This window comes from Pseudarthrobacter sp. NKDBFgelt, from assembly GCF_046097905.1.
GTDB classification, from domain to species: domain Bacteria; phylum Actinomycetota; class Actinomycetes; order Actinomycetales; family Micrococcaceae; genus Arthrobacter; species Arthrobacter polychromogenes.
The window spans coordinates 13,500-28,690 of sequence record NZ_JBJURL010000055.1; the positions used below are offsets into that span (position 1 = coordinate 13,500).

Genomic DNA, 15,191 nt, shown 5'->3' on the forward strand with positions numbered 1-15,191 from the left:
AACGCACTTGGGACCCTCCGGTTGGAGGGTCCCAAGCGTGCTTCGGCCGAATTACTAGGCAGGCCAGTCCATGAGGGTGGAGCGGATCAGGAACCGTTTGCCCTCCGGCGCCTCCACGGAAAACCCGCTTCCCCGCCCCGCCACCACATCCACCGTGAGATGGGTGTGGCTCCAGTAACTGAATTGTTCCCGTGACATCCAGAATTCCAGCGGCCGCGGTTCCAGTCCGTCGGAGAGGTCGAAGAGGCCCAGCAGGACGTCTGCTTCCGCGGTGATGAAGTCGCCCGCCGGGTAGCACATGGGCGAGGACCCGTCGCAGCAGCCGCCGGACTGGTGGAACATGAGCGGCCCGTGCTGGAGCCACAGTTTCCGCAGCAGCTGCACGGCGGCCGGGGTGAGCGCCACCCGGGAGAACTCCTCCCCGGGCAGCGTCACCGCGGCCTTCAGCGTGTCCGGCATCAGAACCTCAGGACCACGCGGCCGTCGATCTTGGCGTGCTTCATCTCGTCGAGCACCGCGTTGATTTCCGAGAGTTCCCGCACTGACACGGTGGGGTGGATCTTGCCCTGCGCGTAGAAGTCCAGCGCTTCCTCCATGTCCTGCCGGGTTCCCACGATCGAACCGCGGACCGTCAGGCCCTTGAGCACAATCTCGAAGATCGGTGCGGGAAAGTCGCCCGGCGGCAGCCCGTTGAACACGATCGTCCCGCCACGGCGTGCCATGCCGATGGCCTGGCCGAACGCTGACGGGTGCACGGCCGTGACCAGGACGCCATGGCAACCTCCGGTTTCGCGTTGGATGACTTCCACCGGGTCCTCGTGCAGGGCGTTGACCGTCAGTTCGGCGCCGTGGGCCTTCGCCAGCGCGAGCTTGTCGTCGGCAATGTCCACCGCCGCCACCCGGAGGCCCATAGCCACCGCGTACTGGACCGCGATGTGGCCCAGGCCGCCGATGCCGGAGATGGTGACCCACTGGCCGGGCTTGGCCTCGGTCATCTTCAGGCCCTTGTAGACGGTGACGCCGGCGCACAGCACCGGCGCCACCTCGACGGGGTCGGATCCCGCCGGTATGCGGGCGGCGAACCGCGAGTCCACCAGCATGTACTCGCCAAACGAGCCGTCCACGCTGTAGCCGGCGTTCTTCTGCGCTTCGCAGAGCGTCTCCCAGCCGGTGCGGCAGAACTGGCAGTCGCCGCAGGCGGACCAGAGCCAGGCGTTGCCCACCAGGTCACCGACGGCCAGGTCCGTGACGCCCTCGCCAAGGGCCACCACTTCCCCCACGCCCTCGTGGCCGGGGATGAAGGGCGGTGAGGGCTTGACGGGCCAGTCACCTTCTGCCGCGTGGAGGTCGGTGTGGCAGACGCCGGTGGTCAGGACCTTGACCAGTGCCTGTCCCGGACCGGGGGTGGGAATCTCGAGGTCCTGGACCTGGAGGTCCTTGCCGAATTCGGTTACTACTGCTGCTTGCATTCTCGTCGTCATTGGCGAAATCCTTGCGTCGTTGTAGCTGGGTTGGAGCGGGGGTGCAGCGGCGGCTTCTAGAAGAAGCCGAGCTTGTTTTCGTTGTAGCTGACCAGCAGGTTCTTGGTCTGCTGGTAGTGGTCCAGCATCATGGAGTGGTTCTCACGCCCGATGCCTGAGGACTTGTAGCCGCCAAACGCGGCCCCGGCCGGATAGGCGTGGTAGTTGTTCACCCAGACACGGCCGGCCTGGATTTCCCGGCCCGCCCGGTACGCGACGTTGCCGTTGCGCGACCAGACGCCGGCGCCGAGGCCGTACAGGGTGTCATTGGCAAGGCCCATGGCGTCGTTGTAGTCGCTGAACTTCGTCACGGCCACCACCGGGCCAAAGATCTCCTCCTGGAAGATCCGCATCTTGTTGTGGCCCTCGAAGACCGTGGGCTGGACGTAGAAGCCACCGGCGAGGTCGCCGGGCAGTTCGGCGCGGGCGCCGCCGGTCAGGACCTTGGCGCCTTCCTGCTTTCCGATGTCGATGTAGGACAGGATCTTCTCTAGCTGGTCGTTGGATGCCTGGGCGCCCACCTGCGTCTCGGTGTCCAGCGGGTTGCCCTGCACCATCTTCTCCACGCGGGCAACGGCGTCGGCCATGAAGGACTCATAAATGTCTTCCTGGACCAGGGCGCGGGACGGGCAGGTGCATACCTCGCCCTGGTTGAAGGCGAACAGCGCGAAGCCTTCCTGTGCCTTGTCGTAGAAGGCGTCGTTTTCCTGGGCGACGTCGTTGAAGAAGATGTTGGGGCTCTTGCCGCCGAGTTCAAGGGTGACGGGAATCAGGTTCTGGCTGGCGTACTGGCTGATCAGCCGGCCCGTGGTGGTCTCGCCCGTGAAGGCGATCTTGCGGATGCGGGGGCTGGACGCGAGCGGCTTCCCTGCCTCGACGCCGAAGCCGTTGACCACGTTAAGGACGCCGGCGGGGAGCAGGTCGCCGATGAGCTCCATCAGGACCAGGATGGACGACGGCGTCTGCTCGGCGGGCTTGAGCACCACGGCGTTGCCTGCGGCGAGCGCGGGAGCGAGCTTCCAGACGGCCATCAGGATGGGGAAGTTCCAGGGGATGATCTGGCCGACGACGCCGAGCGGCTCGTGGTAGTGGTAGGCGGTGGTGTCGTCGTCGAGCTGCGAGAGCCGGCCCTCCTGGGCGCGGACGGCGGAGGCGAAGTAGCGGAAGTGGTCCGCGGCCAGGGGCATGTCGGCGTTGAGGGTTTCGCGGATGGGCTTGCCGTTGTCCCAGGACTCGGCGACGGCCAGCATTTCCAGGTTCTCGTCGATCCGGTCAGCGATCTTGTTCAGGATCGCGGCGCGCTCGGCCACGGAGGTCTTGCCCCAGGACGGTGCAACCTTGTGCGCGGCGTCGAGTGCCAGTTCAATGTCCTCGGCTGTTCCGCGGGCCACCTCGCAGAAGGCCTTGCCCGTGACGGGGGTGACGTTTTCGAAGTACTGGCCCTTGACGGGGGCCACCCACTCGCCGCCGATCCAGTTGTCGTAGCGGTCCTTGAAGGTGACCTTCGAACCCTCGGTACCGGGCTGGGCGTAAACAGTCATTGCTAGCTCCTTTGCTGTGCATGGGGCGGAGGCCGGGTCATGGCGTCCGCCGTTGCACTCAGCGTAGGAGGGCAAAGGTTGCAGTCAGGTTGCGCCCCACCTGCCCCCTAACCTCGCAAGCTCGGCCAGGGAACCCTGCAGGCGTGGGCCCACATTCGCAACCACAAATACAACTCAGGCCCGGAGTTCGGCTTCCAGCCGCTCGAGGTCGGCGACGACGGCGGCACGCTTAGGCGAGCGGGCGGGCAGCAGTTTCAAGGCGGCACGGCGGACCCCGACGTCGTCCCTCGCCTCCGGCAGCTCCGCGTACCTGAGCAGCGTTTCGGCGCTGCCGTCGGTGAGGACGGCTTCCCGCATCAGGGATGAGACCCTGTCCCGAAGGTCGATGATGCCGGGGGCCTCGGACTTGGGCAGCACGGCGCCGCGGTAGATCTCGAGTGCGATCCGGTGGGCGCCGCGCTGCAGGCAGTTCAGGACCTGGCCGCTGTCCGGCACAAGGTCCATGGTGAGCTTGTACGGCCGGGACTCCGGCACGGCGGCCGAGTTGAGCTGCTGCAGGACCTTGCGCAGCCTGACCATCTCGGCGCGCAGGGTCATGGTGGAGCCGTCGCCCGGGTACAGGAGGACGCTGAGTTCCTCGGCGCTCAGTCCTTCGGGGTGCGAGCTCAGCAGGGCGAGGATTTCGCTGTGCCGGGCGGACAGCACCACGGTTTTGCCTTCGATGCTGAGGAGGGCCTGGTCGCGGCCCAGCAGCTGGAGGCTGTTGCGGTACAGGCTGCCTTCCTTCGCCCCTGCCCCCGGTGACCGGGAAGCGCTGCCCTGGCTCCGCCGTCGCGCGGGCCTGCTGGCCAGCGAGGCAGCCAGCTGCAGCCGTTCAACGCGCAGCTGCGCCTGCGCGGCGGCCACGGTCGCCTCGACGAGCGACAACGTGTGGGGTGCCACCGCCGTGGCCGTACCGGTAATGTCCACCACGCCCAGGACGGCACCGGAATCCGGATCGTGGAAGGGAACAGCGGTGCAGCTCCACGGATGGACCGTCCGCTGGTAGTGCTCGGCACCGGAAATCTGGATGCCGCGGCCCAGGGCCAGGGCGGTACCAGGCGCGCTGGTGCCAACGGTGGCTTCGGACCAGTCGGCGCCCGGGACGAACATCATGCCCTCGGCCCGGCGCTGCAGCGCGGGGTCCCCGTCAACCCACAGCAGCCTGCCCACTTCGTCGCCCACCGCCACCAGCAGGCCGCTGTCATGGCTTGGCTGCACCAGGAGTTTATTGATCACCGGCATGATGGCGGCCAGGGGGTGCTGCCTGCGGTAGTCGTCCAGTTCGTCCAGGTCCATGGCCAGCGGGGCCGCCGGGTTGTCCGGATTCGCCTTGAAGCCTGCCGACCGCTGCCAGGATTCGCGGATCAGTGCACGCAGGCCGGGCAGCTCAGGCGCATCGGCGAACGTGCCGCCGTCGAGCTGCTCGTGCGCGGCCAGGGCGCGGAGCTGCAGCGACTCGCCGGCGCCGGGCTGGGTGAGGTTCGTCATCGAACTCCTGGTTGCTGCAATCCGTCTGCAAGGGGCATGGCCGCATGCTGCCGGCCAAGGGGTGGTGGCCATTCTAGCGCGGCCCCCCTCCCCCACCTAGCCTTGGAGTTTTTGTCCACTTATGCAGGGTTGAAAGGCCTTTAACCCTGCATAAGTGGACAAAAACTCCAGCTGGGGGCGGGGTAGGTCAGCCGCGCGAGATGCGGATCATCTCCTCGCGCGGCACCACCTTGATGCGTTCGCGGACCACGTGGTCCAGGCCCTCGGGACCGGTCCAGGCCGCGCCGAGCTGTGCCTCGTGGGCGTCCAGCCGGTTCCAGCCCTCCCACGTGGTGTATTCGATGCCACGCTCTTCCAGCAGGTCGATGATGGCCTGGGGATCGGGATTCTGGGCCGGCGGCAGGGAAAGCCTGTCCTCAAGCAGGAAGCCGATGGTCTCCAGGGCGTCGCCCTTGGTGTGGCCGATCAGGCCCACCGGTCCGCGCTTGATCCATCCGGTGGCGTAGATGCCCGGCACCGGGTTACCCGCGGCGTCGAGCACGCGTCCGCCTTCGTTGGGGATGACGCCCCGCTTGGCGTCATACTCCAGCTCATCCAGGGCGGACCCGTGGTAGCCGATGGCCCGGTAGACCGCCTGGACGGGGTACTCGATGTACTCCCCGGTGCCTTTCACATTGCCGGTGCCGTCAAGCTGCATGCGCTCGAACTTGATGCCGCCCACTTTGCCCGGCGCCTCGGTGTCGGCAAGTATTTCCACCGGGCTGTGCAGGAAATGCAGGTGCAGCCGCCGGGACGAGGGGTTCTCCGACTCGGTGTGTTCCTCCACCAGCCAGTTGGTGAGGGTGTTCACCATGGTCTTGATCTGGTTGTTGCTGCGGATGGCTTCATCGGAGGCTTCGTCGAATTCGAAGTCTTCGGGGTAGAGCACAATGTCCACGTCGTTCATGTGGCTCAGTTCGCGCAGCTCCAGCGGCGTGAACTTCACCTGGGCTGGGCCTCGCCGACCGAACACGTGCACGTCCGTGACCGGGGAAGACTTCAGGCCGGCGTACACGTTCTCCGGGATCTCGGTGCTCAGCAGCTCTTCGGGGTGCTTGACCAGCATCCGCGCCACGTCCAGGGCCACGTTGCCGTTGCCGATCACGGCGATTTCCCTGGCGTCCAGCGGCCATTCGCGGGGCACGTCCGGGTGGCCGTCATACCAGGAGACGAAGTCCGCGCCGCCGAACGAGCCCTGCAGGTCGATGCCGGGGATGTCCAGGTCCGCGTCCTTGATGGCGCCGGTGGAGAAGATCACGGCGTCGTAGAAGGCGCGGAAGTCGTGGAGGGTGAGGTCCCGGCCGTAGGTTACGTTGCCCAGGAACCGGATGTCGCCGCGGTCCAGGACCTTGTGCAGGGCATTGACGATGCCCTTGATGCGGGGGTGGTCCGGGGCCACGCCGTAACGGATCAGGCCGTAAGGCGCCGGGTAGGCCTCGAAGAGGTCGATGCTGACCTCGAAGTCGCCGTCCTTGACCCCGCTGGACTTGGTCAGGATATCCGCAGCGTAGACGCCCGCCGGTCCCGCGCCCACAATGGCAACGCGGAGGGGACGGGAAGAGGTGGTTTCGCTGTGGTTGGACACCGGAAGCCCTTCTGAACTGATCATCTGATGCATGACGTCGCGCCGAACAGGTAGCGCACAGTCCCCTATTCTAGGCCTCAGCCGCTTTTCGCCAGCGGAACCACGTCGCCTTCCCGGTACAGCAGCGCCCGGAGCTCGGCTTCGGCGGAGTCCGGGCGTTTGGGGTCGATGGTTTCGCCCTCGTGGTAATGGTCCAGCACGCGCGGGTCCACGTAGCTCTTACGGGCGATGGACGGGGTGTTGCCCAGCACCTCGGACGCGTCAATCATGGCCCGGCTGATGGCGCGCTTGCGCTTGGCGGCCGTCCGCTGCGGGCCGGTCCGTGCCAAGCTGGCGGCCGCAGCCGCGGTTCCGCGCAGGGTCCGGAAGTCCTTGGCGGTGAAGTCCGAGCCGGTCCGCTCCTTCACGTAGGCGTTGATGTCCGCGCTGGTGACGGGACGCCAGCGCCGGCCCTCCTTGTACGCCAGGAGCCTGGCGTTCCCCCCGCGGCGCTTGAGCAGGCGCAGCAGGGCGGCGAGGTCAGCGTCGCGGATTTCCGATTCCCAGTCCTTGCCGCTCTTGGCCGGGAAACTCAGGTGGACCCGGTCCTTGCGCACCTGCGCATGGGCACACAGCAGGGTGGCCAGCCCGTGGCTGCCGTTCTCGTTCGTGTACCGTTCGGACCCCACCCGCAGGGACCCGCTGTCCAGCATCCTGAAAGCGCCGGCGAGGACCCGCTCGCGCGGGAACCCCTCCCCGCGCAGGTCCATGGTGACCCGGCGCCGGGCCGCGGGCAGCGATTCGGCCAGCTGCAGGGCGCGGTCGAACTTGACCCGGTCCTTCCGCTCCCTCCATTCCGGATGGTAGATGTACTGGCGCCGGCCCACGGCGTCCAGCCCGGTGGCCTGGATGTGCCCGTTCTCAAACGGGGCAATCCAGACGTCGGTCCAGGCGGGCGGGATGCCAATGCTCTCCAGCCGGTCCCGGACAGGGCCGGCCGGCAGCGTTGAACCGTCGAGGTCCCGGTAGCTGAAGCCCTTGCCGGCGGCGACACGGCGGTAGCCCCGGCCTGCGGCGTTGCTGCGGCGGAGCCTCACAGGGCCGTGCCCGGCCGCTTCACGAAAGTCATGAAAGCAAGCCTACTGACTATTTCCCGGATTGCATGTCCTGCCGGCTGGAATACCTGCCACTGAGGTGGTGTTATGGGTTTCGTGCCCTCTCCCGACGGATCGTCCTCCCCCAGCGCCCCGGCTCCCGCGGCTGCCCCCGGCCATTCTTCCCCGGCGGCGGGCCCCAAGGCAGTGGGCCGCAAGGCAGCGGGCCCCAAGGCAGTGGACAAGGAGACGACGGCGGGAGTCCTCTTTGGCATCGCCGCCTACGGGCTGTGGGGGCTGCTCCCGCTGTACTTCTTTGTGCTCATGCCGGCCGGCGCCGTCGAGATCGTGGCCAACCGGGTGGTGTGGTCGCTGCTGTTCTGCGCACTCCTCATCACAGTTACCCGCGCCTGGTCCGCCCTGGCCCAGGCCCTCCGGAACCGCGCCGTGTTCGGTTCCCTGGCGCTGGCCGCCCTCCTGATCGCCGTCAACTGGCTCACCTACACCTACGGAGTCACCACGGGACAGGCTGTTGAGGCGTCCCTGGGCTACTTCATCAACCCTCTGGTGTCCGTGCTGCTTGGCGTGTTTGTCCTGAAGGAGAAGCTGCGGCCGCTGCAGTGGGCCGCCGTCGGCATCGGGTTTGTGGCGGTGGGCGTCCTGACCTATTCCTACGGCAAGCTCCCGTGGATCGCACTGACCCTGGCGTTCAGCTTTGGCCTTTACGGTTTCGTCAAGAAACGGGTGGGGCCGCGGGTGGACGCCGTCACGAGCCTCAGCGTGGAAACCATGGTGCTGGCCCCCTTCGCGGCAGCCACCATGATCTTCCTGGCCGCGACCGGAGCCGACACGCTCACCACGCAGGGGCCCGGCCATTTCTGGCTCCTGGTGGCGTCCGGGGTGATCACCGCGGTTCCGCTGCTGTTCTTCGGCGCTTCCGCCCGCAGGCTGCCCATGACCACCATCGGCCTGCTCCAGTACTGCGCTCCCGTCCTGCAGTTCATCATTGCACTCGTGGTGTTCAGGGAAGCGATGACCGTGGACCGCTGGATCGGGTTCGGCGTGGTGTGGCTGGCCCTGGCCGTCCTGACCGTGGACATGCTGGGGACGGCGCGCAGGAACTCGATGGCCAAACGCGCAAAGCGGGGCACATGAGATCTCCTGCCGCGCGAAACACCAGGCGTACCCCGATCCGGATCGCCGTCGCCGCGCTCCTCGCCATGGCCGTCCTGGCGGCGCTGGTGCTGGTCACCAACCTCCCGTCCGGGGACCAGCCGCCCGGACCTGCCAGCCCTGAACCTTCCCCGCCCACCACATCGGCACCGGCCCCGGCTGCTGGGGGACCCGCGGTAGAGACGTCCAGCTTCTCGGGGTCAGGAGACGTGGCGGATGACGCGGCCATCTGGGTGGACTTTGCCAATCCGGCCAACAGCGTGGTGATCGCGGACAACAAGGCAGACACGGGCGGGGGAATCGGTGTCTTTGGGATGGATGGCACAATGATCCATTTCCGTCCGGACGGGAAGATCGGCAACGTCGACCTGAGGACAGGGTTCCCGCTGTCCGGGGAAGCGGCCGTGCTGGTGGGCGGAAACAACCGGACGGACGACACCCTGGCCCTGTGGACACTGGACCCACAGACCCGGGAACTTACACCCGTTGCGGCGGGCAGCATCAGGACGTTCGCGCCCAACTACGGCTTCTGCATGTACCGCAGCAGCGCCAGCGGCAAGTTCTACGCCTTTGTCACCCCGAACGAGGAAGGGCCCATCCAACAGTTCGAGTTGGTTGACGACGGCGAAGGCCGGGTGGAGGCGGAGCTCGTCAGGGAGCTTCCGGTCAGCAGCATCACGGAAAGCTGCGTGGCGGACGACGAGCTGGGGCACCTCTACGTCGCGCAGGAGGACGTCGGCGTGTGGAAGTACAACGCCGAACCCGATGCCGGTAAGCAACGGACCGCCGTGGACAAAGCAGGCGCAGGGCGGCTCGTGGCAGACGTGGAGGGGATGGGCATCAGCTACGGCCCCGGCGGATCAGGCCACCTCTTCGTGTCCAGCCAGGGCGACTCCACCATCGCCGTCTATGAGCGGTCCGGCGACAACAAGTTCGTCAAAAAGTTCAACGTCGGCGGGAACGGGGATATCGACGGCGTGTCCGGAACCGACGGCCTGGACGTGACGGCACTGGACGCCGGGCCGCAGTTCGAAGAGGGACTTCTGGTGGTCCACGACGAAGCGAACAGCGGCGGGACAACGTCCAACCTGAAGTACATTCCGCTTGCATCGGTTTTGGAGTAACAAAAACCCCAGGCCCCGGAAGCATGCTCTCCGGGGCCTGGGGCTGTGTGCGCCCTTGCGGGGGCGCTGGTTCCCTATGGCTGTTACGCGTTGGCCCTGATGGCGGCGGCGAGGACGTCCAGGCCGTCGTTGAGCAGGTCATCGGTGATGACCAGCGGCGGCAGCAGACGGATCACGTTGCCGTAGGTTCCGCAGGTAAGGATGATGACGCCTTCCTTCAGGCAGGCAGCGGCCACGGCCTTGGTCAGTTCCGGGTTGGGTTCCTTGGAGCCGGCCTGGACCAGTTCAATGGCCAGCATGGCGCCGCGGCCGCGGATGTCACCGATCACCGAGGAGCCGGCACCGCCGAGCTCGGACTGGAGCTCGCGGAGCCGGCCGGTGGCGAGTTCCTCGATGTGGCGGGCACGCCCGTTGAGGTTGTACTCCTCCATGGATCCGATGGACGCCAGCGCGGCAGCACACGCCACCGGGTTGCCGCCGTAGGTGCCGCCCAGGCCGCCCGGGTGGACGGCGTCCAGCAGGTCTGCCCGGCCGGTGATGGCGGACAGCGGCATGCCGCCGGCGATGCCCTTGGCCATGGTCAGGATGTCCGGGACAACGCCCTCGTGGTTGACGGCGAACCATTCACCGGTGCGGCAGAAGCCGGACTGGACCTCGTCCGCGATGAAGACGATGCCCTTTTCCTTGGCCCAGGCGGCCAGTGCAGGGAGGAAGCCCTCGGCCGGGACGATGAAGCCGCCCTCGCCCTGGATGGGTTCGATGATGATCGCGGCAACCTGGTCCCCGCCGATCTGCTTTTCGATCATGGTGATGGCGCGCTTGGCGGCCTCGGCACCGGTGATCTCCGGATTTTCCTCGCGGTAGGGGTAGCTCATGGGCATGCGGTAGACCTCGGGCGCGAACGGGCCGAAGTTGGTCTTGTACGGCATGGCCTTGGCGGTGAGCGCCATGGTGAGGTTGGTCCGGCCGTGGTAGGCGTGGTCGAAAGCCACGACGGCGTCGCGTCCGGTGGCGAGGCGGGCCACCTTGACGGCGTTCTCCACGGCCTCGGCGCCGGAGTTGAAGAGGACGGTGCGCTTCTCGTGGCTGCCCGGGGTGAGGCGGTTCAGCTGCTCGGCCACGGCCACGTAGCCCTCGTAGGGGGTGACCATGAAGCAGGTGTGCGTGAAGTGCTCCACGGCTTCCTTGACGGCCCCGACGACGGCGGGATCGGACGCGCCCACGCTCGTCACGGCGATGCCCGAGCCGAGGTCGATGAAGGAGTTGCCGTCGACGTCGTGGATGATCCCGCCGTCGGCGTCCGCAACGTAGACGGGGACGCTGGAGGCGACGCCGGCGGCGACGACTGCCTTGCGGCGTTCCGTCAGTGCCACGGACTTGGGGCCGGGGAAGTCAGCCTGGACCCGGCGCTTCTGCTCCAGGCGGAAGGTGATGTCTGATGCTGTGGTGGTCATGGGAAGGCCTTTCTTTGAAGCCTGGGGTTTGCTGCGGTGGGGAATTTAAGAGTCGAGGGCGGACATCACGTGCTTGATGCGCGTGTAGTCCTCCACGCCGTACATGGAGAGGTCCTTGCCGTAGCCGGACTGCTTGAAGCCGCCGTGCGGCATCTCGGCGGTGAGGAGGATGTGGGTGTTGATCCAGACGGCACCGAAGTCGAGGTCCCGGCTGAGCCGCATGGCCGTGCCGTGGTTGCTGGTCCAGACGCTCGAGGCCAGGGCGTAGTCCACGTCGTTTGCCAGCTCAACGGCCTCTTCCTCGGTGCTGAACTTCTGCACCGTGATGACGGGTCCAAAGGTTTCTTTCTGCACGATGTCGTCGGTCTGTTTGGCGCCGGTGACGATGGTGGGTTCGAAGAAGTAGCCCTTCTCCCCCGCCCGGTGGCCGCCGGTGACAATCTTGCAGTTGTCCGGAAGGTTCTCCACCACGGAGCTGACGGCGTTGAAGTGGTTGATGTTGTTGAGCGGGCCGAAATAGTTGTCCTCGTCGTTCTGCGAGCCCGTGTGCAGGGTCCTGGTGTGCTCCACCATGGCCGCCACGACGTCGTCGTGCACGGAATCCTCCACCAGCACCCGTGTGATGGCAGTGCAGTCCTGCCCGGCGTTGAAGAACGCGAATTCGGCAATCGCCGCCGCGCTCTTCTTGATGTCGGCGTCCTTGAACACAATGGCCGGCGCCTTGCCGCCCAGCTCCAGGTGCGCGCGCTTGAGGCCCTTGGCCGCCCCCGAGGCCACCGCGATGCCGGCGCGGACGGAGCCGGTGATGGACACCAGGCCGGGGACCTTGTGGTCCACCATCATGGCGCCGGTCTCGCCGGTGCCCAGCACTACGTTCAGGACGCCGGCCGGGAAGATTTCACCGGCCAGGCGGGCCAGCACCAGGGTGGATTCAGGCGTGGTGTCCGAGGGCTTCAGCACCACGGTGTTGCCGGCGGCCAGTGCGGGACCGATCTTCCAGATGGCCATCAGGAACGGGTAGTTCCAGGGTGCCACCTGGGCCACGACGCCGATGGGCTCGCGGCGCACGTAGGAGGTGTGGCCTTCGAAGTATTCACCGGCGGACTTGCCCTCGAGGATGCGGGCCGCGCCGGCAAAGAACCGGAGCTGGTCGGCGCCGGCGGCCACTTCCTCCGACGCGATCAGCGAACGCACCTGTCCGGTGTTGCGGTGCTGGGCCTCCACGAGTTCATCGCTGTTGGCCTCGACGGCGTCGGCGAGCTTGAGGAGCATGAGCTGGCGCTGGCCCGGGGTGACGTGCTTCCAGGTTTTGAAGGCGTCCTTCGCCGCGGTCATGGCAGCGTCTACATCGGCCTGCACCGAGACGGGCGACTGCGCCACGACCTCGCCGTTGGTGGGGTTCACGATGTCCAGCAGGGCGGTGCCGGCAGGAGTGACGAACTTCCCGTTGATGAAGTTCTGCAAGGTTTGGACCACGGTGTGCAACCTCTTTCGTTGGGGCCGTCCGCGCCCGGGCTGAATTCAGGGCGGAGGGATGGAACTGCCTAGAGCCTATGCCAGCACCCCTGCCCAGTGAATAGCCACCTGCACACCCTTCATGAACCTGTTTAGTGCGGTTGCCCAGCACCCCTTTATCCTTGATCCATGGCCATTTCCCTCGCCGCCCTCCTGGGTGTGAACTCCCTGAAGCTGACCAAAGCCGGGCTCGCGGAAACCACCTGGCACCAGGACATCAACTGGGTGGCAGTGACCGAACTGGAGGATCCGCACCGCTTCATCAACGGCGGCGAACTCATCCTCACCACCGGCCTGCGGCTGCGGTCCGCACCGGAACAGCGGCGCTTTGTCCGGCAGGTGCAGCGGGCCGGCGCGGTGGGCATCGGCTTCGGTGTGGGGCTCTCCCACGAGACGGTCCCCCCGGCCCTGCTGGCGGAAGCCAACCGCTGGGGACTGCCCGTGGTGGAGGTCCCCTACGAGACGCCCTTCATCGCCATCGGCAAGCTCGTGGCCGACGCCCAGTCCGCGGACCACTACGCAAAACTTGAACGGCTGATCGCCGGGCACCAGGTGCTGGCACGGGCGCTGCTCACCGGCGGCGGGCTCGCCGAACTCCTCAAGCACCTGGGCGGCATGCTGCGCACCGACGTTGCCCTGACCCAGTTCACGGCACAGCTCTACAACAGCAGCAGCGAACCTCCCTCAGCGGACACCTGGTCCTCCTACCCCGTCCCCACCGGCCGGCGGGACGCCTGCACCCTGTGGGTCCGCCAGCCATTCGAGGATTCAGGCATCATCGGCTACGCCCAGAACCTGATCAGCGTGGAGCTGAACAACATGGTCAAGCAGCGCCAGGCCCAGCGGGCATTGTGCGGCCAGGTCCTCGAGGACGTGATCCACGGGGCCCTGGAAACCAGCGAGGCCCAGCGGCGCCTGGCGGGCGTGGGCGTGAACAGCACCCGCAAGAACGTGGTGCTGCTGGCCGTCTCCGCCGCACACAACAAAGCCCTGGTGAGCACCTCGGTGCCGCGCGAACTGGAGAACGCCGTGGCCGCCGTCGTCGGCAAGGACCTGGTGCTGGTGATTAATGACGACGGCGGCGGCGCACCTGCGCTGGCCCGCAAGCTGAGCGACCACCTCGCCGAGGCGGGCCTCCATGCGACCATCGGAATCGGCGGGGCGTACACCAAGCCGAACGGCCTGCGCTGGAGCTACTTCGAGGCCCGGGATGCCGCCAGCCACGGTTTGCCCGTCAACGAACCGGAGCGGCTGAGCCTCACGTCGCTGCTGCTGGCCAGCGAGGACGTGCCGCTGGCTGACATGGCCAACGAGTCCCTGAACCCGCTGCGTACCTTCGATGCCGCGCACGGTTCGGAACTGATGACCACCCTGGAGAGCTACCTCAACAACAACGGCTCGGTGGCCGCCGTCGCGGAGGAACTCACGCTGCACCGGAACACCGTCCGCTACCGGCTGGCGCAGATCACCGAGCTGACCGGGTACGACCCCGCCGTCACCACGGACCGGGTCCAGCTCTGGCTGGCCCTGGCCGTGGCCCGGCTGGGCGCGCGGCAGGGCAAGTAGCCTCGGCGTCGGGAGCGCCCGGGGCCTAGAGAACCCCGCGCCGCAGCAGCTCGCGGGATTTCCTGCGCACTTTCAGGTACTTGGCCTCGGCCGCGGCCATCTCTTCGGCCTGGAGCGTGCGCAGCGCGGTCAGCGCCGCCGCCTCCGGGGCGGCCATTTCAGTGTCCGAACCGATGGCGCCCAGCAGGTCGCGGGCTATGACGGCGTCGTGGAAGTTGCCCAGGATTTTCTGTTGCCGCTGCGCCGCCTTGGCCACTTTCCGGGCGCGCTTGCCGCGGACCAGGGCTGCCGTTTCCGCCACGTGCCGGAGCCGCTTGGCATCCTTCCGTACCTGGTGGAGGGCGTTTTCGTGGTCCGTCCCCCGCCCGGCACGCGTTGCCGCCTTGTGCGAGCGCCGCAGCCGCCTGGCGGACTTGTCCACTGCTTTCGCGGACTCCCGGCGGCCCCGCGCCACGGCCTCCGACCGGACCGGTGGGGCGTCCCGGAAGGCCTCGAGGTCGTCCAGGAGCCGGAAGTAGCGGTCCGAACGCAGTGCCTCCTGCAGATGCCGGTACCCGTCGTCGAACGCGCCGCCCACCTTGCGCTCCACCCGGTCACTGGCGGCGGCAACCCCCTGGGACGGCGGCAGTTCACCCAGGTGCCCGCGGAGCCTGTCCAGCAGGACCTCGGCGTCCCGCGGGCCGCCCAGCACCTGGCCCAGCCACTTCAGTTCGTCCCGCACATGCCGCACCGGGCGGGCGGAGTAGAGCTTGCGGTAGGCCGCGAGCGCGGAACGGATCCGCCGGACCGCTGAGCGCATGTTGTGCACGGACTCGGGTTCCTCCAGCCGGACCCCCGGATCCTGTGCCAGGACTTCCTGGATCTGCGCGGCGACATACACGGTGACGACGGCGGCCGCTGGCGCTTTCTTGCCGGCAGCAAGGTCCGGGGTGCTTCCGTCCGGGGTGCCGCCCTGCTGGGTGCTTTGGCCGCCCGCTTCGCCCCCGAGGGCGCGTTGCAGCCGGATCCATCGTTTAGTTTACCGGCCCCTGCCTAATCTTGTCGAAAGGGGCCCGCGTCATGCGTGGAGGC

At 67.3% G+C, this 15,191-nt stretch carries 12 protein-coding genes; 3 read left to right on the forward strand and 9 right to left on the reverse strand.

All coding sequences use genetic code 11. The features are described 5' to 3' along the window. Positions 1-54: 54 nt before the first annotated feature. The 6 genes from ACKAE7_RS14545 to ACKAE7_RS14570 form a co-directional block, all read right to left on the reverse strand. Positions 55-459, reverse strand: a complete 405-nt coding sequence (locus ACKAE7_RS14545) for a DUF779 domain-containing protein (protein ID WP_188809534.1) — start codon at positions 457-459, stop codon at positions 55-57. Continuing rightward, a complete protein-coding gene (gene adhP, locus ACKAE7_RS14550) occupies positions 459-1,481 on the reverse strand; it encodes an alcohol dehydrogenase AdhP (RefSeq protein WP_190609492.1) in 1,023 nt (340 codons plus the stop codon). The genes ACKAE7_RS14545 and adhP overlap by 1 nt, the downstream gene beginning before the upstream one ends. A 56-nt stretch (positions 1,482-1,537) precedes the next feature. After that, entirely contained in the window at positions 1,538-3,061 is a 1,524-nt protein-coding gene (locus ACKAE7_RS14555) for an aldehyde dehydrogenase family protein (protein WP_191034764.1), read from the reverse strand. Positions 3,062-3,235: 174 nt separating this feature from the next. Next, entirely contained in the window at positions 3,236-4,591 is a 1,356-nt protein-coding gene (locus tag ACKAE7_RS14560; protein WP_191034765.1) for a helix-turn-helix domain-containing protein, read from the reverse strand. A 187-nt stretch (positions 4,592-4,778) separates the two neighbouring features. Continuing rightward, a complete protein-coding gene (locus ACKAE7_RS14565; RefSeq protein WP_408979536.1) occupies positions 4,779-6,239 on the reverse strand; it encodes an FAD-dependent oxidoreductase in 1,461 nt (486 codons plus the stop codon). 53 nt (positions 6,240-6,292) lie between these two features. Further along, positions 6,293-7,291 carry a DNA topoisomerase IB gene (locus ACKAE7_RS14570; protein ID WP_188809530.1) on the reverse strand — a complete coding sequence of 333 codons (999 nt, stop codon included), beginning with the start codon at positions 7,289-7,291 and terminating at the stop codon, positions 6,293-6,295. A 105-nt stretch (positions 7,292-7,396) separates the two neighbouring features. Between ACKAE7_RS14570 and rarD the strand changes: the two genes are divergently transcribed. After that, positions 7,397-8,443, forward strand: a complete 1,047-nt coding sequence (gene rarD, locus ACKAE7_RS14575) for an EamA family transporter RarD (protein WP_408979537.1) — start codon at positions 7,397-7,399, stop codon at positions 8,441-8,443. Then, on the forward strand, positions 8,440-9,585 hold the full coding sequence (locus tag ACKAE7_RS14580) for a phytase (RefSeq protein ID WP_408979538.1): 1,146 nt from the start codon (positions 8,440-8,442) through the stop codon (positions 9,583-9,585). Before rarD ends, ACKAE7_RS14580 begins: the two co-directional genes overlap by 4 nt. An 83-nt stretch (positions 9,586-9,668) precedes the next feature. On the opposite strand, the gene gabT is transcribed toward ACKAE7_RS14580, so the two are convergent. Both gabT and ACKAE7_RS14590 read right to left on the reverse strand, forming a co-directional pair. Beyond that, positions 9,669-11,039: a 4-aminobutyrate--2-oxoglutarate transaminase gene (gene gabT, locus ACKAE7_RS14585; protein ID WP_188809527.1), complete on the reverse strand. Its 1,371-nt coding sequence runs from the start codon at positions 11,037-11,039 to the stop codon at positions 9,669-9,671. A 45-nt stretch (positions 11,040-11,084) separates the two neighbouring features. Next, positions 11,085-12,515: a gamma-aminobutyraldehyde dehydrogenase gene (locus tag ACKAE7_RS14590; protein WP_408979539.1), complete on the reverse strand. Its 1,431-nt coding sequence runs from the start codon at positions 12,513-12,515 to the stop codon at positions 11,085-11,087. Between the two features lie 168 nt (positions 12,516-12,683). Between ACKAE7_RS14590 and ACKAE7_RS14595 the strand changes: the two genes are divergently transcribed. Next, positions 12,684-14,120 carry a PucR family transcriptional regulator gene (locus ACKAE7_RS14595; protein ID WP_188809525.1) on the forward strand — a complete coding sequence of 479 codons (1,437 nt, stop codon included), beginning with the start codon at positions 12,684-12,686 and terminating at the stop codon, positions 14,118-14,120. A gap of 25 nt (positions 14,121-14,145) precedes the next feature. Here the strand turns inward: ACKAE7_RS14595 and ACKAE7_RS14600 are convergent, their stop codons facing one another. Next, positions 14,146-15,000 carry a CHAD domain-containing protein gene (locus tag ACKAE7_RS14600; RefSeq protein ID WP_408979540.1) on the reverse strand — a complete coding sequence of 285 codons (855 nt, stop codon included), beginning with the start codon at positions 14,998-15,000 and terminating at the stop codon, positions 14,146-14,148. Positions 15,001-15,191 lie beyond the last annotated feature (191 nt).

Coding starts and splice junctions, on each gene's coding strand:
- ACKAE7_RS14555 (WP_191034764.1), bottom strand. CDS start 3,061: ATGACTGTTTACGCCCAGCCCGGTACCGAGGGTTCGAAGGTCACCTTC.
- ACKAE7_RS14595 (WP_188809525.1), top strand. CDS start 12,684: ATGGCCATTTCCCTCGCCGCCCTCCTGGGTGTGAACTCCCTGAAGCTG.
- ACKAE7_RS14580 (WP_408979538.1), top strand. CDS start 8,440: ATGAGATCTCCTGCCGCGCGAAACACCAGGCGTACCCCGATCCGGATC.
- ACKAE7_RS14560 (WP_191034765.1), bottom strand. CDS start 4,591: ATGACGAACCTCACCCAGCCCGGCGCCGGCGAGTCGCTGCAGCTCCGC.
- gabT (WP_188809527.1), bottom strand. CDS start 11,039: ATGACCACCACAGCATCAGACATCACCTTCCGCCTGGAGCAGAAGCGC.
- rarD (WP_408979537.1), top strand. CDS start 7,397: ATGGGTTTCGTGCCCTCTCCCGACGGATCGTCCTCCCCCAGCGCCCCG.
- adhP (WP_190609492.1), bottom strand. CDS start 1,481: ATGACGACGAGAATGCAAGCAGCAGTAGTAACCGAATTCGGCAAGGAC.
- ACKAE7_RS14565 (WP_408979536.1), bottom strand. CDS start 6,239: ATGATCAGTTCAGAAGGGCTTCCGGTGTCCAACCACAGCGAAACCACC.
- ACKAE7_RS14545 (WP_188809534.1), bottom strand. CDS start 459: ATGCCGGACACGCTGAAGGCCGCGGTGACGCTGCCCGGGGAGGAGTTC.